The 20,056-nt window shown below is 59.9% G+C and carries 23 protein-coding genes; 15 read left to right on the top strand and 8 right to left on the bottom strand.

Annotation, left to right across the window (positions count from 1 at the left end):
• Nucleotides 1-97: 97 nt before the first annotated feature.
• The 8 genes from FHT84_RS16305 (at nucleotide 98) to FHT84_RS16270 (ending at nucleotide 7,025) form a co-directional block, all read left to right on the top strand.
• Nucleotides 98-2,494, top strand: a complete 2,397-nt coding sequence (locus FHT84_RS16305) for a putative monovalent cation/H+ antiporter subunit A (protein ID WP_113251165.1) — start codon at nucleotides 98-100, stop codon at nucleotides 2,492-2,494.
• A complete protein-coding gene (locus FHT84_RS16300) occupies nucleotides 2,491-2,910 on the top strand; it encodes a Na+/H+ antiporter subunit B (protein ID WP_113251164.1) in 420 nt (139 codons plus the stop codon). The genes FHT84_RS16305 and FHT84_RS16300 overlap by 4 nt, the downstream gene beginning before the upstream one ends.
• On the top strand, nucleotides 2,910-3,287 hold the full coding sequence (locus tag FHT84_RS16295; protein ID WP_112340347.1) for a Na+/H+ antiporter subunit C: 378 nt from the start codon (nucleotides 2,910-2,912) through the stop codon (nucleotides 3,285-3,287). The genes FHT84_RS16300 and FHT84_RS16295 overlap by 1 nt, the downstream gene beginning before the upstream one ends.
• Nucleotides 3,288-3,291: 4 nt before the next feature.
• Nucleotides 3,292-4,854, top strand: a complete 1,563-nt coding sequence (locus tag FHT84_RS16290; protein WP_113251163.1) for a Na+/H+ antiporter subunit D — start codon at nucleotides 3,292-3,294, stop codon at nucleotides 4,852-4,854.
• Nucleotides 4,851-5,324, top strand: a complete 474-nt coding sequence (locus FHT84_RS16285; RefSeq protein WP_113251162.1) for a Na+/H+ antiporter subunit E — start codon at nucleotides 4,851-4,853, stop codon at nucleotides 5,322-5,324. Before FHT84_RS16290 ends, FHT84_RS16285 begins: the two co-directional genes overlap by 4 nt.
• A complete protein-coding gene (locus tag FHT84_RS16280) occupies nucleotides 5,321-5,698 on the top strand; it encodes a cation:proton antiporter (RefSeq protein WP_113251161.1) in 378 nt (125 codons plus the stop codon). Before FHT84_RS16285 ends, FHT84_RS16280 begins: the two co-directional genes overlap by 4 nt.
• Nucleotides 5,698-6,063: a monovalent cation/H(+) antiporter subunit G gene (gene mnhG / locus FHT84_RS16275; protein ID WP_113251160.1), complete on the top strand. Its 366-nt coding sequence runs from the start codon at nucleotides 5,698-5,700 to the stop codon at nucleotides 6,061-6,063. The genes FHT84_RS16280 and mnhG overlap by 1 nt, the downstream gene beginning before the upstream one ends.
• 530 nt (nucleotides 6,064-6,593) lie before the next feature.
• Nucleotides 6,594-7,025, top strand: a complete 432-nt coding sequence (locus FHT84_RS16270) for a MucR family transcriptional regulator (protein ID WP_112340352.1) — start codon at nucleotides 6,594-6,596, stop codon at nucleotides 7,023-7,025.
• 74 nt (nucleotides 7,026-7,099) lie between these two features.
• Here FHT84_RS16270 and FHT84_RS16265 read toward each other — a convergent pair whose 3' ends face one another.
• Together FHT84_RS16265 and FHT84_RS16260 are read right to left on the bottom strand one after the other, a co-directional pair.
• Nucleotides 7,100-7,522: a SufE family protein gene (locus FHT84_RS16265; protein ID WP_113251194.1), complete on the bottom strand. Its 423-nt coding sequence runs from the start codon at nucleotides 7,520-7,522 to the stop codon at nucleotides 7,100-7,102.
• A 130-nt stretch (nucleotides 7,523-7,652) separates the two neighbouring features.
• Nucleotides 7,653-8,117: a DUF5330 domain-containing protein gene (locus FHT84_RS16260; RefSeq protein ID WP_113251159.1), complete on the bottom strand. Its 465-nt coding sequence runs from the start codon at nucleotides 8,115-8,117 to the stop codon at nucleotides 7,653-7,655.
• Between the two features lie 470 nt (nucleotides 8,118-8,587).
• Here FHT84_RS16260 and FHT84_RS16255 point away from each other — a divergent pair, with 470 nt between their 5' ends.
• From FHT84_RS16255 to FHT84_RS16245, 3 genes are all read left to right on the top strand, one after another.
• Entirely contained in the window at nucleotides 8,588-10,123 is a 1,536-nt protein-coding gene (locus FHT84_RS16255; protein ID WP_183762967.1) for an ATP-binding protein, read from the top strand.
• Nucleotides 10,095-11,132 carry a peptidoglycan-binding protein gene (locus FHT84_RS16250; protein ID WP_113251157.1) on the top strand — a complete coding sequence of 346 codons (1,038 nt, stop codon included), beginning with the start codon at nucleotides 10,095-10,097 and terminating at the stop codon, nucleotides 11,130-11,132. The genes FHT84_RS16255 and FHT84_RS16250 overlap by 29 nt, the downstream gene beginning before the upstream one ends.
• A gap of 93 nt (nucleotides 11,133-11,225) precedes the next feature.
• Nucleotides 11,226-11,585 carry a DUF1491 family protein gene (locus FHT84_RS16245; RefSeq protein ID WP_183762970.1) on the top strand — a complete coding sequence of 120 codons (360 nt, stop codon included), beginning with the start codon at nucleotides 11,226-11,228 and terminating at the stop codon, nucleotides 11,583-11,585.
• A gap of 7 nt (nucleotides 11,586-11,592) precedes the next feature.
• Here the strand turns inward: FHT84_RS16245 and FHT84_RS16240 are convergent, their stop codons facing one another.
• Both FHT84_RS16240 and FHT84_RS16235 read right to left on the bottom strand, forming a co-directional pair.
• Nucleotides 11,593-12,600 (bottom strand): DUF2336 domain-containing protein, encoded by a 1,008-nt coding sequence (locus FHT84_RS16240; RefSeq protein WP_113251797.1) that lies wholly within the window; start codon nucleotides 12,598-12,600, stop codon nucleotides 11,593-11,595.
• A 455-nt stretch (nucleotides 12,601-13,055) separates the two neighbouring features.
• On the bottom strand, nucleotides 13,056-13,262 hold the full coding sequence (locus tag FHT84_RS16235; protein WP_113251791.1) for a hypothetical protein: 207 nt from the start codon (nucleotides 13,260-13,262) through the stop codon (nucleotides 13,056-13,058).
• 520 nt (nucleotides 13,263-13,782) lie between these two features.
• Here FHT84_RS16235 and FHT84_RS16230 point away from each other — a divergent pair.
• Entirely contained in the window at nucleotides 13,783-13,950 is a 168-nt protein-coding gene (locus FHT84_RS16230; RefSeq protein ID WP_169644805.1) for a hypothetical protein, read from the top strand.
• A 141-nt stretch (nucleotides 13,951-14,091) separates the two neighbouring features.
• Here FHT84_RS16230 and FHT84_RS16225 read toward each other — a convergent pair whose 3' ends face one another.
• The 3 genes from FHT84_RS16225 to FHT84_RS16215 all read right to left on the bottom strand — a co-directional run bounded on the left by FHT84_RS16225 (nucleotide 14,092) and on the right by FHT84_RS16215 (nucleotide 17,684).
• On the bottom strand, nucleotides 14,092-14,640 hold the full coding sequence (locus FHT84_RS16225) for a DUF1254 domain-containing protein (protein ID WP_112342520.1): 549 nt from the start codon (nucleotides 14,638-14,640) through the stop codon (nucleotides 14,092-14,094).
• Entirely contained in the window at nucleotides 14,633-15,220 is a 588-nt protein-coding gene (locus FHT84_RS16220) for a DUF1214 domain-containing protein (protein WP_112342521.1), read from the bottom strand. The genes FHT84_RS16225 and FHT84_RS16220 overlap by 8 nt, the downstream gene beginning before the upstream one ends.
• Before the next feature lie 265 nt (nucleotides 15,221-15,485).
• Nucleotides 15,486-17,684 carry a transglycosylase domain-containing protein gene (locus FHT84_RS16215; RefSeq protein ID WP_112342522.1) on the bottom strand — a complete coding sequence of 733 codons (2,199 nt, stop codon included), beginning with the start codon at nucleotides 17,682-17,684 and terminating at the stop codon, nucleotides 15,486-15,488.
• Between the two features lie 166 nt (nucleotides 17,685-17,850).
• Here FHT84_RS16215 and FHT84_RS16210 point away from each other — a divergent pair, with 166 nt between their 5' ends.
• On the top strand, nucleotides 17,851-18,339 hold the full coding sequence (locus tag FHT84_RS16210; protein WP_113251792.1) for a YcgN family cysteine cluster protein: 489 nt from the start codon (nucleotides 17,851-17,853) through the stop codon (nucleotides 18,337-18,339).
• On the opposite strand, the gene FHT84_RS16205 is transcribed toward FHT84_RS16210, so the two are convergent.
• Entirely contained in the window at nucleotides 18,317-18,646 is a 330-nt protein-coding gene (locus FHT84_RS16205; RefSeq protein WP_113251793.1) for an MmcQ/YjbR family DNA-binding protein, read from the bottom strand. The genes FHT84_RS16210 and FHT84_RS16205 overlap by 23 nt on opposite strands.
• Nucleotides 18,647-18,795: 149 nt before the next feature.
• Between FHT84_RS16205 and FHT84_RS16200 the strand changes: the two genes are divergently transcribed.
• Together FHT84_RS16200 and FHT84_RS16195 are read left to right on the top strand one after the other, a co-directional pair.
• Nucleotides 18,796-19,104, top strand: a complete 309-nt coding sequence (locus FHT84_RS16200; protein WP_112342525.1) for a Dabb family protein — start codon at nucleotides 18,796-18,798, stop codon at nucleotides 19,102-19,104.
• A 592-nt stretch (nucleotides 19,105-19,696) separates the two neighbouring features.
• Complete coding sequence (locus FHT84_RS16195; RefSeq protein WP_112342526.1) at nucleotides 19,697-19,951, top strand: hypothetical protein; 255 nt, start codon at nucleotides 19,697-19,699, stop codon at nucleotides 19,949-19,951.
• The last annotated feature ends 105 nt before the right edge of the window (nucleotides 19,952-20,056 follow it).

Raw genomic sequence — 20,056 nt, 5'->3', positions numbered from 1 at the left:
CCCTTTCCAGGGCTTGAGGCGATGTGCCCTTTCGCCTATCCCTTCAAGTCAGCTCCGGCATTGACGGATTCGATGATCATTCAACAAAGGGGGGAACATGGCCGCCGCCACCGCGGGCCTGACATTCCTGGCACTATGCCTGCCCTTTCTCGGTGCATTGATCGCGCCCATCGCTGTTCGGCGGCTAGGTCATAATGCGGCCTGGCTCTTGGCGTTGCTTCCAGCGCTTTCCTTCATTCATTTCGTCGGCTTTCTTCCTGCAATCGCGGCCGGGCAGGCTGAATTGGGCGGCTTCGATTGGGTGCCAAGCCTCAATCTGCGGCTTTCCTGGCTGATTGACGGCCTGTCGCTGACCTTCGCGCTGCTCATCACCGGCATCGGCACGCTGATCGTCCTCTATGCCGGCGGCTATCTGAAGGGGCATGTCGATCTCGGCCGCTTCTTCTCCTTCATCTTCCTCTTCATGGGCTCGATGCTCGGCCTCGTCGTCTCGGATAGCTTCCTGACGCTCTTCGTCTTCTGGGAGCTGACCTCGATCACCTCCTTCCTGCTGATCGGTTTTGATCATCAGCGGGAAGCCTCGCGCCGGGCGGCGCTGCAGGCACTGGTCGTGACCGGCGGCGGAGGGCTGCTGCTGCTGGCAGGCCTGCTGCTGCTCTGGCAGATAACCGGTATCGCCGCGATGTCCGACCTGTTGAAAGCCGGCGATCTCGTGCGGGCGAGTCCGCTCTATCTTGCAGCCCTGATCCTGGTGCTTGGCGGCGCCTTCACCAAATCGGCGCAGTTTCCGTTCCATTTCTGGCTGCCGAATGCCATGGAAGCGCCGACTCCCGTTTCGGCCTACCTTCACTCGGCAACCATGGTGAAGGCGGGCGTCTATCTTGTGATGCGGCTCAATCCCGTCCTCGGCGGTACGACGGCCTGGCAGGCCATCCTTCCGCTTTTTGGTGCCGCCACGCTGCTCGTCGGAACCTTGCTTGCCATCCGCCAGACCGATCTGAAGCTGAAGCTCGCCTATACGACGGTTTCCTCGCTCGGCCTGCTGGTCATGCTCACCGGCTTCGGCACGGATTATGCCATCGAAGCAGCTGTCATCTATCTGGTGGCGCATTCGCTGTTCAAGGGCGCCCTTTTCATGGTCGCCGGCATCGTCGATCATGAGACGGGGACACGCGACATCACCCGGCTGGGCGGCTTGCGCTCGGCCATGCCGCTGACCTTTGCCGCCGCTCTGGTTGCAGCGGTCTCGATGGGGGGGCTGCCGCCGGCTTTCGGTTTCCTCGCCAAGGAAGAGATCTATGCCGCGCTGGCACAGGCATCGCCCGCCGCGATCATCCTGACGATCATCGCCGTGGCCGGCAACGCGCTGATGTTCGCCATCGCCTTCGCCGTCGCGCTGAAGCCTTTCCTGGGGCCGCTGACCGAGACGCCACGCCATCCGCATGAAGCGCCGCCCTTGCTTTGGCTCGGGCCGGTGACACTTGCCTTGCTCGGCATCGCTTCGGCCTTGTTCGCACCCTTATGGCACGTTTACATCTCCTCACCGATGGCAAGCGCCGTCAGCGGCACAGGTTTACAGATCGCAGTTTCGCTGGCTCCGCATATCGGCCTGCCTCTGGCACTCTCCATCGTGACCGTGCTGATCGGCATCCTTGTCTATTGGCAGCTCGATCGCGCCCGTTTTTTCATGTCCATTGTCCTGCGGATGCTGGGACCGGGCCCGGATCGCGGTTTCGACGGGTTCATCTCCGGCCTGGTGCGGCTCTCACACGTCGTCTCGCGTTTCCTGCAGCCCGGGCGGCTGGAAATCTATGTCGCCGTCACCTTCCTCTGCCTTGCGGCGATGCTGCTGATCCCCCTCGTGATCCACGGCGAATTGCCTCATGTGCCTGCCTGGCCGGACCTGCAGTGGCACGAGGCGGCGATCTTCCTGATCGCCATCATCGGTGTTGCCGCAGTCGTCTTCGCGCGGGACCGGCTGACGGCCATTGTTTCGCTCGGCATTCAGGGATTCGCCGTCGCCGTCATCTTTCTCTTGTTCGGGGCACCGGATCTGTCCTTCACGCAGTTCATGGTCGAGACCCTTTCGGTCGTGATCCTGGCCCTGGTGATGACGCGCCTGCGCCTCTCGCCTTCGGATCACCGGCCGCCGCTCGCCAGGGTCGCTCATGCCGTATTGGCGATCGCCTGCGGCATCGGCTTTGCGCTTCTGCTGCTGAAGGCGACCCAGGCACCGTTCGACCTGACGCTGACGGCCTTCTTCAATCAATATTCGAAGCTGATCGCGCATGGCGACAATGTGGTGAATGTCATCATCGTCGATTTCCGCGGCACGGACACGCTCGGCGAGATTGCCGTCGTCGCCATGACCGGCCTTGCGATCCTGGCGCTGATCCGCATCCGTGCCGGCGGCGAGCGTAAGCTTGCAACCAACGACCCCGATCTTGAGGAAAAGGCCGGTCTCGGCGAAAGGATGGAGGCCGAGCGCTCGTGAATACGCTGATCTTCCGCACCGCCGCGCCGTTTCTGACCGCCCTGATGCTGCTCTTCTCCGTTTTCGTGCTGCTGCGCGGCCATAACGAACCCGGCGGCGGCTTTATTGGCGGCCTCATCGCAGCGTCGGCCCTGGCAATCTATGGTATTGCCTGTGGCGTCACGGCGGTCCGGCAAGCCATTATTTTTCATCCGCTGGCGATCGCCGGCTTCGGTCTGTTGGCGGCGACCCTTGCCGGCTTTCTGTCTGTTTTTTGCGGCGTGCCGTTCATGACCGGCCTTTGGATCTATCCCCATCTCTTCGGCGTCGAGGTGCCGCTTTCGACCGTCATGCTCTTCGATATCGGCGTCTATCTGGTGGTTGTTGGAGCCATTACCTCGATCGCGCTGGCGCTCGAAGAGCGGGAGGCGGATTGATGGAGGTCGTCTTTGCCCTCGTCGTCGGCCTCTTCTTCGCCGCCGCGATCTATCTGATGCTGTCGAAATTCTCGATCCGCATCATGCTCGGCATCGCCATTCTCGGCAATGCCGTCAATCTTCTGCTTTTTACCGCCGGCCGGGTCACGCCCGAAGTGCCTCCCATCATCCGGAAAGGGGCGAGCACGCTCGACAACGCAGCCGCCAATCCGCTGCCGCAAGCCTTGATCCTGACGGCGATCGTCATCTCCTTTTCATTCCTTGCCTTTCTGCTTGTCCTGACCTACCGCGCCTATCAGGACTTAAGGACCGACAATACGGGCGAGATGCTCGTGGCCGAACCGGACGAGCGGCCGTTGCCGCCCCTGGGCTACTGACGCGATGGCCGGCCCACCCGATATTCCCGTCGATCTCTCCGCCGCGCTGGTTGCCGCACCCGTGCCTGTGGGCCATTGGCTTGTCATCCTGCCGGTCGCCTTGTGCATCGGGCTCGGGGCGATTCTGCTGATGTTGCGCAACCGGACCGAATGGCATGCCGCGATCGCTATTCCCGGTCTCGTACTGCTGGTGCTGATCGACGCTGCCTTGCTCTATAAGGTCGTCGACGAGGGCGCCGTCACGATGGTCATGGGACGATGGCTGCCGCCTTTCGGCATCGCCTTCAGCGTCGATATTTTCGGCGCGCTCATGGCCCTGACGGCAGCCGTTGTCGCCCTGTTGGCGAGCTTCTACTCGCTCGGCGAAATCACCGTGAGCGGGCGGCGATATGGTTTTTTCCCTTTCCTGATGCTGTTGCTGGCTGGCGTCAGCGGCGCCTTCCTGACGGGCGACGTCTTCAATCTCTATGTCTGGTTCGAGGTGCTGCTGATCTCGTCTTTCGGCCTGCTGATCCTCGGCTCGGAGCGCGAGCAGATCGATGGCGCATTGAAATACGCCCTCCTCAATCTCATCGCCACCACGCTGTTCCTCGTCTCCGTCGGCTATCTCTACGCCGTCTTCGGTACGCTCAACATGGCCGATATCGCCATGAAGGCGAGGGCGGGTGAGAGCAATGCGCCGCTGACGACCCTGGCAGGCCTGTTCCTGTTGGCCTTCGGCATGAAGGCGGCAGCCTTCCCGGTCAATTTCTGGCTCCCGGCTTCCTATCACACCCCCCGCATCACCGTTTCGGCGCTCTTCGCCGGCTTGCTGACCAAGGTCGGCATCTATGCCCTCATCCGGGTTTTGGTCATGCTGCTGCCTGTCGAGCGGGCAGGGCTCGGTCCGCTGGTCACGGTCATCGCCATCGCGACCATGCTCGTCGGGGTCATGGGTGCGCTCGGGGCAAACGATGTCAGGCGCATGCTCGGCTATATCGTCATATCGGGCATCGGCACGATGCTGGCTGGCGTTGCCCTCGGCAATGCCGATGGCCTCAGCGGCGCGATCTTCTATGCGCTGCATTCGATGGTGCTGATGACCGCACTTTATCTGCTTGCAGGGCAGGCGGCACGGCTCGGCGGCAGCTTTTCACTCACGGCTCTCGGCGGGCTCTATCGGCAGAGCGGCTGGTTTGCCGGTCTTTCGCTGGTGCTTTTCTTCGCCATCAGCGGTCTGCCGCCCTTTTCGGGCTTCTGGCCAAAGGTCGTACTGGTAAAGGCCGCGCTCGCAACGGGCGCCTGGTGGCTCGCCGCAACAATCCTGCTGGCCGGTTTCCTGACAACGATCGTTTTCGGGCGGGTGTTCCTGCTCGCTTATTGGCGACCCGCGGCGGGCGATAGCGTCGCGGCGGAGCCGATCAGGTGGCAGGCCGCTTTGCCGCTTCTTGCTCTTTCGCTGCTTGTCATCGGCTTCGGCCTGTTTCCGGAACGGCTCCTGCACCTGACCCAGGCGGCGGCCGCCGGCCTCGAGCAGCCATCGGCCTATCTGCACTCCGTCTTTCCCGCGGCAGGAGGCGCTCGATGATCCTCTTCATCTTCAATCTGCTGCTTGCCATCGTCTGGGTTGCCGTAACCGGCAGTGCTTCCTTCATCAATCTGGTCTTCGGCTTCGTCCTTGCGGCGGTTGCGCTCGCGATCGTGCGATCATCCTACGGAGGCGTACTCTATCTCGGGCGTGCTCGCCGCATCCTCGCGCTCCTGGTACTGTTCATATGCGAGCTCGCAAAGTCCGTCTGGGCCGTTGCCGTGGCCGTCATGAGCCCCAGGATCGATGTGAAGCCCGGGATTTTCGCCTTTCCCCTGACGGTCGACCGCGATTTTGAAATCACGCTGCTTGCCAACCTCATCACGCTGACGCCGGGCACGCTATCGGTCGACGTCTCGGATGACCGCAAGATGCTTTATGTTCATGCGCTCGATTGCTCCGATCCGGAAGCCATCAGGCGCGGCATCGCCGACGGCTTCGAGCACCGCATCATGGAGGCTTTCCGATGATGGCCGCATCTATCGTTTCGGCTGCAGCAATGGTGGCGCTGGGCATACTGAGCATCGCCTTCCTGTTCACCGTGTATCGGGTGGTTGCCGGTCCGACATTGCCGGATCGGGTTCTGGCGCTCGATATGCTGGTGGCGATCGCCATCGGCTTCATTGCCGTCATCGCCATCAAGACCGGCTTCACGCTTTACATCGATATTGCCATTTCGCTGGGCCTCGTCGGTTTCCTCGCCACTGTCGCCTTCGCCCGGTTCATCCTGACGCGGGCGCAACCCGATGTTTCGAGCCGGCATGCTGCACGCCCGGAAACTATCGGCGCTTCCGAAAGCAAGAAGACGCGCAAACGGAACAAGCAACGGAAGGGAGGGCGTTGATGGATTTGCTTTGGGCTATCCTGGTCGCCGTGCTTCTGTTGGCTGGCGCATTGTTCTCGCTTATTGCCGCCATCGGCATTGTTCGCCTTCCGGATCTCTACAGCCGCATGCATGCGGCATCGAAGGCAGGCACCGTGGGTTCCGGCCTATTGCTACTTGCGGTCGGTATTCATTCGCAGGACCTGCCGATATTGGCGCGGGCGCTGGCCGGATTTGTCTTTTTCGTATTGACCGCACCGATTTCGGCACATCTTCTTGCGCGTGCGGCGCACAAGGCGGGGCATCGCTTGACGGCGCCTTCCGTACGCGATGAATTGGTGCGGCACGAGCAGCTCGCGAAACGCGGGAATGGAAAAAAGGGCTAACAAACGCAGAAATTGTTAATGAAGGAATATCTGTTCGCGTTATTAGTTATCCATTTTTTAGTAGATGAATTTTTTGCGAAGAAATGTTGGGATTAAAAACTGGACATTTGGGTAAAGAGTGCTAATTCAGATTCAAGTAGAGTTCTGATGTTAAGTTAGTCTCGACCGGGTTTAAGCTCTCAATGCTTTTATCTTTCCTTGATACAAAGCTGAGCAAAACTTTGTTCCGATCAGCGATTAGAGATCGCTATCGTGGTCGCTAATTCTGATATCAGGCGGCAAGAAGCGGTTTTCCCTCGCGTGAAATCTAGGGGTGGATTTCATGCGATAAGAAATATGGCGTTATGCACCGTTTTCTTGCTGATGGCTGCTACGAATACGAGCAATACGTTTGCGCGAATTGCTCGGCGCTGGGAAACTCCGGGATCAGCAGATTTCCGAAGTCAGGCGCAGATTATACAGCAACGCTGTGCCCTGCGCTCTCTTTTGGGGCGCGGCGCGGCAAGCAAGCCGATGAACAGGAGAACACAATGACAGATGCGGCCCTTGGCAACGGGCAGGAGTTACTGGTTGAACTGACCGCCGACATCGTTGCGGCCTATGTCAGCAACCATGTCGTACCGGTCAGCGACCTTCCGAACTTGATTTCCGACGTACATTCCGCCTTGAGCAACACCTCGGCTCCGGCTCCTGCCGTAACCGTGGTCGAAAAGCAGAAGCCGGCCGTATCGGTTCGCAAGTCCGTGCAGGATGATCAGATCACCTGCCTGGAATGTGGCGGCAGCTTCAAGTCGCTGAAGCGCCATCTTATGACCCATCACGGTCTTTCGCCGGAAGAATATCGCGAGAAGTGGGATCTGGCCGCCGATTATCCGATGGTGGCACCGGCTTATGCCGAAGCCCGTTCGCGCCTTGCAAAGGAAATGGGTCTCGGCCAGCGCCGCAAGCGCGGCGGCCGCTGAGAGTTCATTACTGAATCAAAGAAAAACCCGGCTCTCGAGCCGGGTTTTTGTTTATGGATCCTGTAAATCCAAGCCTATGCCGCGGCTCTGACGCGGGCTTCCTCGCGGATGCGCTTGATCATCGACCGCAGCCCATTGGCGCGCTGCGACGAGAGATGTTCCACAAGACCGATTTTGCCGAAGACGTCGAGTGCATCGAGCGCCGCGATTTCAGAGGCGGGCTTGTCCGAATAGGTCGCCATCACGATCGCCACCAGCCCCCGCACGATATGAGCGTCGGAATCGCCTTCGAACGTCAGGATCGGGTTCTCGGGATCGCCGGATGCATGCGTGACGAGCCAGACTTGGCTCGCGCAGCCCTGCACCTTGTTTTCCAGCGTTCGCTTCTCTTCCGGCAGATCAGGCAGTGCCTTGCCGAGTTCGATCACGTAGCGATAGCGATCCTCCCAGTCGTCCAGGAAGGAAAAGTCGTCGATGATCTTTTCAAGCGATGCCATTGCAATGATCCAGATTGTCCGTGTGCCTTGGATATAGGCGAAGTGACAGGCGATTTGAACCCGTGGCAAAAAAAGAACGCCGCTGACCATGGGCAGGTCACGGCGTTCAGGTTGGGCCAATGGAGAAGCGTCAGATGTGCGGGCGCGGCATCGGCAGCGGAACCGAGGATGGCAGCCGGACCGTGCCGGTAACGACGACATCGGCCGTTTCAGTGCCGGTCACGCGCTTGGCCGGCATCGGCTGGGCCATGGCGGCGACCTGATCGGCGCTTGTGTGAGTGGATGCGGCATCAGCGGCTGCATTTGCGGGCTGATCCTTGAAGTGGCGGCCGAGCATGTCGTAGGCGACGCGGGCGCCGTCGCCAACCTGATATCCGAGGGCGGTCAGCGTTTCACCACCCTTTACGCAGACATCCGGCTTCTCGGTGCACATGGCGCCGACATATTGAACGACGCCCGATGCAGCTGAAATCGCGTCGGAAACCTGCACCGTCGCTTCGCCTGCCGGCCGCGGATCGCCCTGGGGCTTTGCGAAGATCGGCAGAAACATGAGAACCAGCGAAAACCAGAACCCTGCTCTAATCAGAAACCACATTGCCTTGCCCATCCTCTCTGTCGTTCGGCCCGGAGGCCGATTCGGGCTTGCCTGCCCGATCTGCTTCGAAGCCTATCCGGCAGAGGACAACAGCGCTTTTCAAAACTCGGCGGCATTTTTCGCTAATTTGATTCAAATTTTAGCTTTCCGGCTTTGACCAGCATTTGGTTCAAATTGTAGCGATTGATGTTAAGCATGTCTCGCCCGATGCCGTTGATATGCAGGGCTTTGCGGCTTGAGCCCTTGATGCAAAAGTTAACGCGCGCCGGAAATACGAATAAAATCCGTTGCTTACCCGCTGTTAACCACAAAAAACAAAGGTCTCGCATTCTGCGCCAAAACGGGATTTTGGAGCCTTTTGGGCCATCCGGTGTGTTCCTTCTTTATTCTTTCCTTAAGCCCGCGAGGCCTATTGTGCAGTCCAATAAGTGACCGTTTTGACGGGTTGTAGTGTGCGTGTATTGAGTGACATGGCTGTTGGGGCTGGAGCCTTCGTGGACCGGGTGGGCGGAAGCTGGCTTTCCCGGACGAGCGGGAATGGCGAAGTCCATGGACAGGAGCTGGCGATCCTTCGCCGGCTTGCGCTCGTCTCCTCCATTGCCCTCTTTGCTGTTCCCGTGGGCCTCTCCTTCGTCACCAGCCCGGCCGTGGCTCTGCCCGCCGGTGTCGCCACGGTCTGCGCCGCTTTCCTGTTTTCGGCCGTCGGCAGTATTGCGCTGTCGCGTCAGCGGCCGTCGTCCCTTCCCGCGGACGCCGTCGTCGTCGAGCACCGCGACCTGATGCTGGAAGCTGCCTTCGGCTTGGTATTGCTGCTTGATCCGCAAGGAAATGTGACGACCATCGGCGGTCGTGATCGGGTCGAATTCCTGAGCTGGATGCGTGATCCGACGGGCCGCGGCTTCGTCGAGCAAATCCACGTCTCGGACCGCATCATCTTCCTGCAGGCGATCGATGTGCTGCGTCAGGGCAGGGATTCTCACAGCGTCGATCTGCGCCTGGAGCGTTCCGCAGTCGTCGGCGGCGATGCGCAGTTCGTCCATGTCCGCATGGAGCTGACGGCACGCCGCGATGGCGAAGGACATCTGACGGCGATCGTCAGCCAGCTGCGCGACATCTCCCAGGATCAGCAGCTTCGCGAGGATGCGGCGCGCAAGACGGCCGAGGCGGAATCGGCCAATGATGCGAAATCGCGGTTCCTTGCCGCCGTCAGCCATGAACTGCGCACGCCGCTCAATGCGATCCTGGGCTTCTCCGATATCCTCAGCGGAGAATATTTCGGCAAGCTCGAAAACAACCGCCAGCGTGAATATGTCGGCCTGATCCGCCAGTCGGGCGCGCATCTGCTGTCGGTGGTCAATACCATGCTCGACATGAGCAAGATCGAGGCGGGGCGCTACGAATTGCTGCTCGAATCCTTCTCGATCGAGGAATCCATCGCGACATGCGAAGCGATGCTGGGCCTGCAGGCGAAGGAGAAGGGTCTGACCTTGACGAGCCGCATCCAGCGTGGCCTCGGCGAGATCGTTGCCGATCAGCGCGCCATCCAGCAGATCCTCATCAATCTTGTCGGCAATGCCATCAAGTTCACCGACGCCGGCGGCGCGATCACCATCGATGCGGCTTTGACCGATGGCATGCTGAAACTGTCGATCGGCGATACGGGGATTGGCATCGCAAGCGACCGGTTGGCCTCCCTCGGTCAGCCCTTCGTGCAGATCCAGAACGACTATACGCGCCGATATGCCGGCACCGGTCTCGGCCTGTCGCTGGTCAAGGGCCTCGTCGGCCTGCACGGCGGAAGTTTTTCCATCGCCAGCGCACCAGGTGAAGGCACGGTGATCACCATTCTGATCCCGTTTGACGGCTCGGGGGTCGTGGCGGTGCAACAGCCTGTGGATGTCAATCGCCCCGTCGATTTTCCGCCACGTCTGAAACATACAACGGAGACGAACGAAGGGCGAAACAAGGAAGGGATGAATGGCCCCGCAAAAGCGAAAATCGCCTAAGGGAAGAGGAAAGGGCAGGCGCAGGCAGCCCGGTCTCGCTTCTCGTGGAGCGGTTGCCCTGGGCAGCCTGAGCCTGCGCGGCAGTACTGCGCTGGGTGGTCTCGGCCTTCGCGGCGTAGGAGCGCTCACCGGTCTGATCGGCGGCGCGGTCGGTCGTCATCCCGTCGTCGCCGGCGGCGTCGCGCTCTTCTTCGGGATTTTCGGCTTCGTAACCGCGAACGCACTCTGGTACCAGAGCGGTACGCACCCATCGCCCATGCTGCGTACCCGCGACCCCGGCTCGCCCTATCAGATTCCCGGCCGCAGATCGTTTCTGCATGCACAGCAGGCCGATGCCGGCAACGTCACGACATTTCGGATAGAGCGGCAGGATTCGGCTTCCAATCCCGCTACATCCTCCTCAGGTGGGCAGGCAGCGAGCCCGCCCGCAGCGCAGTCATCTGCCGCTCCATCGAAGCTGGTCGCCGATGTGCAGGCGGAACTTATCCGTCGCGGGCTTTATGATGGCGTCGCCGACGGAAAGCCCGGATCGCGCACGACATCAGCCATTCTCTTCTTCCAGGAGGCCTCGGGCCTGGCGCAGACCGGCGTCCCAACGCCGGAGCTTCTGGCGGCTCTGAAAGCCGGCAATGGCCCCGATACGACATCGGTCAACGGCAGGGCAGGAACAACTGCTGCCGTACCTGTCGAACGCCCTGTCAACGTGTCCGCCACCGCAGGCGCGATCGATCCCGTTGCCGCTGCCATTCAGAATGCGGAGAAGAATCTGAAGACCGGCGCCGTCGCGGTAAAAGCCGCCCCGAGCGACACAGTCAACAAGGTCAATCTGGTCATGCAAATCCAGAAGGGCCTGAGCAACATTGCCTACAGCAATGTCAGCATCGACGGCGTTGCCGGGGAGCAGACGAAAGCCGCCATCCGCCGCTTCGAGAAGCACTACCGCCTGCCGGAGACCGGCGAGCCGAATATGGCGGTGCTGAAGAAACTTCAGGATATCGGCGCGCTCTGAGGCCTACCGGAAGCATACCCGCAATTCCGCGTATAAATGCACTCCGGGCTGGCTTGAATTGCCTTGGTCGCCGCTCGCGGCTATAGCTCGCTTATGAGATTGCGCAGCGACATCTTTGTTTCCGCTCTTGTCCGCCGCCTGTTCGCCCGTGGCGATTTTGCCGCCGTCGAGCGAAAGGGCGAGGAGCATGCGGGTGCTATCTTCATTCGGCAGCGTTTCCGCGATGGCACGGAAACCCTTTATGCGCCCGCTCCGCAAAGCCTGTTCGACGAGGAAGAGAGCGGGACACGGCTCTTCGAAATTCGCATCGAGCGGAAGGAGCCGCAGGATATTCGCGAAACCCTCGATCGCGAGCTGAAGTTCGATTCGGATTTGTGGGTCGTCGAGCTGGAGACGGACGATATCGGCGATATCGTCCCTTTAGCCGGTTTGCGCGCCAATCCGTTGGATTGAGCCGTCTTTACCGACGGTTTACCACCCGCAATTCACGGATGGATCCTGACTTCGCGCCAAACAATGGCTGTGCAGGCCGCTCCGCCGGCTTTTGCTGCGGCAGGTAGGTGTAGCGGTCGGCACGGCGCCATGCCTCGACGCGGGCCTGGCTCTCTTCCGCATCGATATCTTCGAGCACCAGCCAAGCACGGCTGACGCTACCGTGCCGCTCCGCCAGATGCGGATAGAAGCGCTCGAGTGAATAGACGGCATCCGCGATGCCCATGCCGAGGCTGACGAGCGTGACGGCAAGCTGCTGGCCCGATGTGTCGAGCAAAATGCGCTCCGCGAGCCAGTGGCTGGAGGAGAGTGCGTCAGCGAGCGTTGTCGCAAATTGCCGGGCGTCGCGTTCGCGGGCGAAACGCACGAGCAGGGCTTCCTGTGTTTCGCTGAGGCTGCGCAGTCCGAGACGATCCTCGTCGTCGCGGCCCATGTGGCGGGCGACCTGCTTGATCTGCTGGCGCAATGTCTCTTCGCGCGCGAGCCGCTCGTTTTCCATTGCGTCTGCCTGCGTCGAAACGGCTTCCGCTTGCTGCTCCGCCACCGTCCTGCCGCGCTCCGGTTCCGCCTGATGCAATCCGACCAGAGCGTCGATGACCTTGGGGGAGAGGGACGACCGGCGGACGATGGCCCGCGCATGGGCTGCGCCCTGGGTGCGGGCGATGGTGATCAGCGTATCGTCATCGATCGCCTGCGAACTCATGAGGAAGGGGGCGGCGATGGAGATCGGCTGGCAACCGATGAACAGCGCAACCGCCTGAGGCACTGTCTGGCATTGGGAGAGGGCGGCGACCGCCTGTCGCTTCGCTTCCTCCGAAGACGCCTGGAAGACGGGTGTGAAAAGCTCGGCGAATTGGCGCAATTCCGATTTGGATGGATGTCCCATGCTTTCGAAGTTGGTAATCGTCGCCATCAGAACCACGTCCTTCTTACGGACTGTCGCAGGCTCTTCAAGGTCTCGAAACCGGTCACGCACGCCAACACCCATACTGATACTCGGAACAAAAAAGCAGGGAGCCGGATGGTCGACCATGGATGCCGCGGCGCTTCTTTCCGATCGTGCCGGATGGCCCTTTCGATGAAGAAGGCGTCTCCGGCGGCGATTGTCGAAACGGGTATGGACACGGTCGTCCTTATCTGGCTTTCCGCAAAAGACTAAGGCCGCCAAGGTTAATGGTTCGTGAAAACTTTATTAAAATCCGAATAAAAATTACGCGTTAAGCTTGCGCGGAAGCGACCGCCTGAGATCGGCCATGTCCACGGGATTTAACCGACCAAGCCTCCGTGTGGATAACCTTTCGCCAGGCGCGCGCCAGCATCGATAATCAACCTATGCAGGTATTGATTGAAAAGAGTTGCCAGAGGCATGCCGCCATGTCTGCGAAACGCAGTCTGTGCTTCGACTGGTGTCGTGACAGGAATAAGGATAGGTCAGAGGCCTTTGTGCTCACGCATGGCGGCGAGCAGTTTTTCAGAAGTGTTGTAGCCCGATTGAAAAAGACCGATCGCCGCTGTGGCCGCGAACTCGGCTTCGGCACTTTTTATATCGATCCGCTTTTCCAGGCACCACACGCCAAGCGCACCGCGCAGGACGGTGACGTCCTCTGGAGAAAAGACGGAACTGCCCGCCACAGTCATTGATCGCCCTCGAATTTCGACATTACAATACGTTAATTTTTCGTGAGCGCAAATAATATTTGCGTGACGTTTTTCTGCAACGGATTGGCTGAATTTCCATTTGCCGGCAACATCCTCCGTTTACTTAAGAACATGATATCGCTTGATTTCCGAGCAAAGTCGGCGTCGGCGGTTTTTCGCCGGCCGATGAAACCAAAGCCGCTGTCGCAGCGTTATTAGGGCATGACGACTCATGCCAAGGATGGCGAGCGACGACGATTAGCATTCTGTTAACTGCGATATGTCTGAATTCCGGCTGGAAGCAGCGATCGGCAGAGTTGATTGAGTGTAGGGAGAGCATGGAGGTCGCAAGCGGCAGGCCATGCCACGGTGTCGGGAAATGCCGTGAGAAGGCGCGAATGTCTCTGTTGCAGCCCAGAGAACCAGGCTGAAATGGAGGAAGCGTTGGCCCGCTTCAGCGGCGGGCAGGGTGAAATCAAGTCGCAAGTTCATCCGTCTCGAGACGTAAATGGAGACGAGAATGGCAAAGATTATATCTCTTTCGGATTGGCGATTGCGCATGACGCCGCGCGCCCAGAAGGAACCGGTGGAAGCAAAGATTCTTTTGTTTACCGGCGTGCGCTACGAACATTTGGATACGCCCACCCATCGACCGGGAGCCGGGCCGAAGCGGGCAAAAGGCAAGTGATGCCCGGGTGGGGTGCGTCCTTTCGCGCATCTCCCGGTTGCCGCTATGGTTCAGCGGTCTCCCCGTCGCGGCGCGCCGGCGCGTAAGATCGCGCAGAACCTTTTGTCGCCCGAAGCCTGATTATCTCGGCGCTCAGCCATCTCAGCCATTATCAAATTCGTCGCAACCCGCTTCCGATAGGAATTCGCGGGCGGCGTTATCAAAGCTGCCTTGCGGTGCCATCGTATGCAGCACCGCGTAGCCTTGGACACGCGGCACTTCCACCAGGATCGATTGGGCAAGCGCTGGCGGCAACGCCTTGCGTATGCCCGTGAGCTGGACGGGGGACGCCAGCAACAAATCGAGTGCGCCACCGACGGATGTGCGGTCACTCATGCTGAACACTTCATTCGATGCGGCATCATAGATGGCGAGCGACCAGAACGGCACTTTGCCTTTCGCCGTCAAGTGGACAGGGGTGTCCTCGATGTCGAATGCGCAGACGGCGGTCCGGATATAGGGATCGGTGTTGGAAAGCCCCGCCTCGTCATCCTTGTCGTCGAGCATGTAGAAATGGTTCTCGTCCCCCTCGTCCGAGACGCGGGTATAGGCATCGCGGTCGGAAAAATGCGGCAAGGAGAGAATGATGACAATGTGGAGCAGTGCCGCGCCGAACAGGCCGGTCAGGATCGCGAAAACGAATCTAAACATTGCCACACCCGATTTTTTCGAGTTTCGGCATGCCAAGATCGATCAGGCCGGAATTGCCGGCTGCCGGTGAATCCAGCAGCGTCCACACGAGACGGAAATTGCCGGCGGGGGGCAGGGCAAGCCAGTTGCCCGCCTGGGCATTGGGTGAAACCGTGATGCTGAAGCTTGAATCCGCATTGCGCAGGACGATCCAGGAATTGATGGTCGAAGGTCGTCCGGTAGCACCTTCGATCGGCCGCCCGTCATTGCCGGCGATGAACAGTGTCCATAGCCTCGCCGGCGGTGTCTGACCACTGATACGGTAGCTGCAGGATGCCGTCAGCCGCGCGCCGGTATCATCATCGGACGCGGTAAACACGAGCCCTTCCGCAGTGCCATAGAGCAAGCGTCCGGCACGAGCCCTGTGGGATTTCGCATAAGGGTCCGCATCGGCTGTCTGCATTTCCGGAAAGGCCTGCCAGGCACCGAGCTTGATCGCGCCGAAGCCGGAGGTCGCATCCAGCGCCAGGAGCGTGAACATGATCCCGCCGCCGAAGGCGATGACAAGCGAAAGCGCAACAAGAAGGGGAACTCGGAACACTCTGGGATCGTCCTCGTGACAAATCAGTATCGATTTATTCCTGATTCTGTCGGTAGGGGGAAGGGCGAGCCGCTTTCAGGCTACAATCATACAGAATGCCGCAGTTGAGCGAACAAAGCAGCCTTCGGCCGAAACACCGACTGCCGTCGGACCATTCGCCAGTCGGCCGGCCGTATTGCGATCACCGCATTCCCTTATATTTTCATTGGAAAACATGCGGGGGGCGCTTATGCAGCCTCCGCTATCATCTCTCCTCGGATGATCTTTATTCCGCCGTCGCTACCTTCTGCACGCCGAGCCGGTTCGCAGCCTTCAGCCTTTCGCCGATATCGCGCAGGATATTCGTGGAATCCACCGAGAGCGAGCGCGGCCGGATGAGGGGAGGCAGGCTGGGAGTGGTGGAGGCATCGGCCGGCTTCTTGGCCGCGACGGTTTGCGGCTTCTGCACCGGGAACGGGTTGCTGATGCCGGGAATGGGTTTCAGCACGATGCCCTGATGCGCGTAGTCCATGATCTTCTTGAAGGTCATAGCCGGCAGCGTGCCGCCCGTCATGTTGTTCGTCGACGTGTAATCGTCGTTGCCGAACCAGACGGCACAGGTGTAGTTGCCGGTAAAGCCGATGAACCAGGCATCGCGATAGGCCTGCGTGGTGCCGGTCTTGCCGCCGACCACGATGCCGTTGTCGAGCGCTGCCCTGCGGCCGGTGCCGATGACCGGAACCTGTGTCAGCATCTGGTTCATGTAGGACGTGGCTTTTTCGCTGAGGACCCGTCTGGCCGGTTGCTCGTCGTGGCTGAAATCGTAGAGCACCTTGCCATCGTAGGCGGTGATCTGGTCGATGCCATGACGCCGCGACTGCATGCCGTTGGCCGGGAAGACGGCATAGGCCGTCGCCTGGTCGAGAACGGTCACCTCCGAGGTGCCGATCGGAATGGTCTTGTCGTTGCGGATCGGCGTTTCAACGCCCATGGCCTTGGCCATGTTGCGAATGGGCTGAATGCCGAACTTCTCTTTCGCCAGCCGCACCGGGATCGTATTGATCGACTGCGTAAGCGCCTGCGTCAGCGTCACCTTGCCTTCATAGCGGTTCTCGTAGTTATGCGGGCTCCAGTTGCCCCAGCTGATCGGCGCGTCGACGATGGTGGATGTCGGCGTCATGCCGTTCTCCATAGCGACGGAGTAAGTGTAGATCTTGAAGGAGGAGCCCGGCTGGCGCAGTGCCTTGGTCGCGCGATTGAACTGGCTTTCGCCGTAATCGCTGCCACCGACCATGGCGCGAACGGCGCCGCCATTTTCGATCATGACGCTGGCGCCCTGCTTGGCGTGGTAACGTTCGCCGAATTCCATCAGGCTGGATTGGATGGAATCCTCCGCCGCTTTCTGCAATCCCATATCGATGGTGGTTCGAACGATCAGCGAGCGCTCGGGGAAGCGCGTCGCGAGCCGCTGCACTTCGTCGAAGGCCCAGTCGAGGAAATAGTCCGGGGATTCGATCTGGGCGCGGTCGACAACGGAGGCCGGATTGCGGCGTGCGGCGATCACTTGCCCCTCGGTCATCAGCCCGCTTTGCACGAGGTTGGAAAGCACATCGTTGGCGCGGGCGCGCGCCGCCGGCAGATTGACGTGTGGCGCATATTTCGCCGGCGCCTTGAAGAGGCCAGCAAGCATCGCGGCTTCCGCCAGATTGACGTCGGTGATGCTCTTGCCGAAATAGAATTGCGCGGCCGCCGCCGCGCCGAAGGTGCCGCCGCCCATGTAGGTGCGGTCGAGATAGAGGCTCAGGATTTCCTTCTTGGAGAGATTGGCCTCGAGCCAGATCGCCAGGAAGGCTTCCTTGATCTTGCGGTCGATGGAGCGCTCGTTGCTGAGGAAGATGTTCTTGGCAAGCTGCTGCGTCAGCGTCGAGCCGCCCTGGACGACGCCGCCGGCCTGTGCGTTCACGGTCACCGCGCGGAACAGGCCGATCGCGTCGATGCCGAAATGGTCGAAGAAGCGGCGGTCCTCGGTTGCGAGCACCGCCTTGACGAAATAATCCGGCAGCTGGTCGACCGGCACGGAGTTCTCGTGAATGATGCCGCGGTGACCGATGACATTGCCATAGCGGTCGAGGAAGGTGACGGCGAAATTGCCGCGATTGCGCCAGTCGCCCTGCGTCGCCTCGAAGGCCGGCATGGCGAGCATCAGCATGACGACCGAGCCCGCCGCACCCAGCGTCAAACCTTCGCCGAGCAGCTCGAAAACGATGCGTTTCCAGCCACGTACGCGGAAGCGGCGGAAGAAGATCGTGATCTCCTCCCAGGCTTCCGCAAGCCCGAAACCGGCATTCCATAAAGTGGAGTCGATCCATGAATCGAGGCGCAGAAAGAAATAGCGTTTCCGCCGCTGCGGCTTTTCGGCCCGGCTGTCCTTCTGGGTCTCAGGCTCCGCCTTCGGCCCATTTTCTGGATTGGATGGGTCTTCCACGCTCTACTTCCCGACCACACTACTGCTGCGTGCTTCCTTGCGGCACACACAAAGCTCATTATCTCATAGAACGGCTATTTGAATAATTGGTTGATTTAGAGAAAAGAACAAGAGACATGCATGCCGCAGCCCGAATTCTTCCTGACGGGTGGCGAGGAAGACGATGATGACAGACGAATTGCCCTTCTGGAAAACCAAGACCCTGACGGAAATGAGCCCGTCGGAATGGGAAAGCCTGTGCGATGGCTGCGGCCTCTGCTGTCTCAACAAACTCGAGGAGTGGGATACGGGTGATGTCTATTTCACCTCGATCCGCTGCAAGCTGATGGATGGCGAGAGCTGTCGCTGCACGAGCTATCCGAACCGGTGGGATTTCGTCCCCGACTGTGTGCAGCTGACGCCGGAGAAGGTTCCGGAGCTGGAGTGGCTTCCGCCCACCTGCGCCTACCGCCTCGTCAATGACGGCCGCGATCTTTACTGGTGGCATCCGTTGGTCTCCGGCGATCCGGAAACCGTGCATATCGCCGGCGTTTCCGCCCGTGGACGTACGGTGAGCGAGAACGATGTCGATCTCGACGATTTCGAGGATTACGTCGTCGACTGGCCGCTGACGGTCGAAGACGATATGGAACCTAATCTTCCGGCAAAGCCATAGATTTCGGCGCCACGTTCCGCCATGCGCGATGCATCAGCGCCTCGATCGTTGCTTGATCGGCGTCGTGATGAAACAGCCGGGTAAAGCCCTTCAGACCCCAGCCGCCCGGCACGGCCATGACGTCGTCCGGCATGGTTGCCAATGCCATTTGCTGTTGGTCGGGTGTCAGCTTGACGACACAGAAATCCGGACTTGGAAGGGTCATGAAGATCTTGCCCCGAACACGAAAGTCGCGAGTCCCGAAGTGTGAGCTCTCTGCTGCCTCCGGCAGACCAAGGGCAAGGGATATAAGATCCTCGTCGGTCATGGCCGCGATGATAGCACGCCTCGCCGCCGTCCGGTAAATGGCAGGCCGGCGACGAAACGGTCCCGGAAGGCGAGGCAGCCGGTTTATTGAATTGCGCCTGGACGCATGGTATCGCGCCATGCCCTCGCATACGCACAAGGAGCCGCCGCGTGATCCGCCATATCGTCTTCTTCACCGTTCCCGATCGTGCCAATCTCGAAGAGGTCCGCTCCGGCCTCTCGATCCTGACAGCCATCCCGCATGCGCGGCTCTTGGAAATCGGCACGAATGTGAAGACTGATCAGCTCGGAACCGAAGTCGACCTTGTCGTCTATGGCGAATTCGATGATGAGGCGGCGCTTGCCGCCTACAAGGCACATCCAAACTATCAGCGGTCCATCGAGCGCGTTCGTCCGCTGCGCGAGATGCGGATCGCTGCGGATTACGAGACCGTGACGGCCGTTCGCGAGCCGTTTTGAACGTAACCTTGTGGCCGGTTCCCGCCGGGCATTTCAATGGTCAGATATTTCAATGGCCAGATATTTCAAGGGATTGAGTATACGAGTGGAATCCAATTGTCGGTGACCGGACTCTTTTCGCGAGGTTCTTCAATCAACCTTTGAAGTTGCGGACTCAGTTTCAGAAGAAATCGCCTCAAGCGATTCAAAGGACTCATGGAAATCCCGGCGCCTCACCTCGGCAAAGCGCCTGGAGGCCGGTTCGCATCGGCCTATGGTGGCGTGCTTGCTCATGTCGCACCCACGGGCAGATGATAAGCAAGAATGATTAAAAATGGCTGAGCTTGCAGCTCGAAGAAGGATGCTTCGACGTCCAATATGTGCCATCGCGGGCATATCGCTGATAGATTGTATCGATGCGGGGCGATGGAACGCCAATCGGTTGCCGTCGTGGCAAGATCGCCAATTTGCATCCAATCATTTCAAATGGTTAAGATGCAGGTTGCGTGCCTCGCTTGCTCAACAGGCCGAAAATTACAGCCCATTCATTTGCCATTCAGACGTGTTTGGGTAAATAATCCCCAAGTCAATATCCCTGTGGGAAGTCCGAAGCATGGCCTCATTTTCAAGCATAGCAGCGGCGGCCCTCGTCATGGCCGGCTCGGCTGTTCTGCCGGCGCCAGCGCCGACGTCGACCCTGGTGGCTCGCGCCAACAGCGACTGTAGCGAGGCTGCCGCCGAGGTCGTCGAAAAGACCGGAGGACAGCTTCTATCCGCACAACCGTCCGGCGACAGCTGCATCGTAACCGTTCTCGTGCAGGGCAACGGGCAGCGCCCGCGCAAGGTGACGATGAAAGTGCCGATGTGACGCGGGGCGGGTAAGGCGCCGACGTGCAATCGACAATCTAAAGCCTTGAATTCCACACAAAATCTTATTGTTTCCGTGATTCCACTGCAGCACGATTTACAGTAC

This window comes from Rhizobium sp. BK289 (assembly GCF_014193575.1).
Lineage (GTDB): Bacteria > Pseudomonadota > Alphaproteobacteria > Rhizobiales > Rhizobiaceae > Rhizobium > Rhizobium tropici_C.
This window is presented reverse-complemented; position numbering and strand designations above follow the sequence as displayed.

Excerpts from the sequence above, each read along its gene's own strand:
- FHT84_RS16245 (WP_183762970.1), top strand. The coding sequence starts at position 11,226 with ATGAGATTGCGCAGCGACATCTTTGTTTCCGCTCTTGTCCGCCGCCTG.
- FHT84_RS16210 (WP_113251792.1), top strand. The coding sequence starts at position 17,851 with ATGACAGACGAATTGCCCTTCTGGAAAACCAAGACCCTGACGGAAATG.
- FHT84_RS16295 (WP_112340347.1), top strand. The coding sequence starts at position 2,910 with ATGGAGGTCGTCTTTGCCCTCGTCGTCGGCCTCTTCTTCGCCGCCGCG.
- FHT84_RS16225 (WP_112342520.1), bottom strand. The coding sequence starts at position 14,640 with ATGTTTAGATTCGTTTTCGCGATCCTGACCGGCCTGTTCGGCGCGGCA.
- FHT84_RS16265 (WP_113251194.1), bottom strand. The coding sequence starts at position 7,522 with ATGGCATCGCTTGAAAAGATCATCGACGACTTTTCCTTCCTGGACGAC.
- FHT84_RS16250 (WP_113251157.1), top strand. The coding sequence starts at position 10,095 with ATGGCCCCGCAAAAGCGAAAATCGCCTAAGGGAAGAGGAAAGGGCAGG.
- FHT84_RS16270 (WP_112340352.1), top strand. The coding sequence starts at position 6,594 with ATGACAGATGCGGCCCTTGGCAACGGGCAGGAGTTACTGGTTGAACTG.
- FHT84_RS16280 (WP_113251161.1), top strand. The coding sequence starts at position 5,321 with ATGATGGCCGCATCTATCGTTTCGGCTGCAGCAATGGTGGCGCTGGGC.
- FHT84_RS16235 (WP_113251791.1), bottom strand. The coding sequence starts at position 13,262 with ATGACTGTGGCGGGCAGTTCCGTCTTTTCTCCAGAGGACGTCACCGTC.
- FHT84_RS16255 (WP_183762967.1), top strand. The coding sequence starts at position 8,588 with ATGGCTGTTGGGGCTGGAGCCTTCGTGGACCGGGTGGGCGGAAGCTGG.
- mnhG (WP_113251160.1), top strand. The coding sequence starts at position 5,698 with ATGGATTTGCTTTGGGCTATCCTGGTCGCCGTGCTTCTGTTGGCTGGC.
- FHT84_RS16195 (WP_112342526.1), top strand. The coding sequence starts at position 19,697 with ATGGCCTCATTTTCAAGCATAGCAGCGGCGGCCCTCGTCATGGCCGGC.
- FHT84_RS16285 (WP_113251162.1), top strand. The coding sequence starts at position 4,851 with ATGATCCTCTTCATCTTCAATCTGCTGCTTGCCATCGTCTGGGTTGCC.
- FHT84_RS16205 (WP_113251793.1), bottom strand. The coding sequence starts at position 18,646 with ATGACCGACGAGGATCTTATATCCCTTGCCCTTGGTCTGCCGGAGGCA.
- FHT84_RS16290 (WP_113251163.1), top strand. The coding sequence starts at position 3,292 with ATGGCCGGCCCACCCGATATTCCCGTCGATCTCTCCGCCGCGCTGGTT.
- FHT84_RS16305 (WP_113251165.1), top strand. The coding sequence starts at position 98 with ATGGCCGCCGCCACCGCGGGCCTGACATTCCTGGCACTATGCCTGCCC.
- FHT84_RS16230 (WP_169644805.1), top strand. The coding sequence starts at position 13,783 with ATGGCAAAGATTATATCTCTTTCGGATTGGCGATTGCGCATGACGCCG.
- FHT84_RS16260 (WP_113251159.1), bottom strand. The coding sequence starts at position 8,117 with ATGTGGTTTCTGATTAGAGCAGGGTTCTGGTTTTCGCTGGTTCTCATG.